The following is a 279-nucleotide window of genomic DNA, read 5'->3' as shown; positions in this document are numbered from 1 at the left end:
GCCAGCGGTCCGAGGCTCCACTTCTTCATGATGGTCTCATAGGCGCCGGAGTCCACCATCTGCTGCAAGGCGGCAACGACGCTGTCGCGCAGCTGCGGATTGTCCTTGGCGGTCAGCATGCCGAGATACCCGACGGCAAGGCGGATATCCGGCAGCGCCTGCAGGCCCTTGCCGTTTCCGGTCTGGTGCTCGGTCGTGTAGACGCTGGTGGCGTAACCGTTGACCGTGGCGTCAGCTCTCCCCGTGCGGACGGCCTGCAGCACATCCGGCATTTTCGGG

The 279-nt window shown here is 65.2% G+C and carries 1 protein-coding gene; it reads right to left on the bottom strand.

The window, feature by feature from the left end; all coding sequences use genetic code 11:
- On the bottom strand, positions 1-279 hold a 279-nt coding region (locus tag EOD29_RS31390), incomplete at both ends, for a transporter substrate-binding domain-containing protein (protein WP_127248806.1).

Source organism: Mesorhizobium sp. M1A.T.Ca.IN.004.03.1.1 (assembly GCF_003997555.1).
Classification (GTDB): Bacteria; Pseudomonadota; Alphaproteobacteria; order Rhizobiales; family Rhizobiaceae; genus Mesorhizobium.
This window is presented reverse-complemented; position numbering and strand designations above follow the sequence as displayed.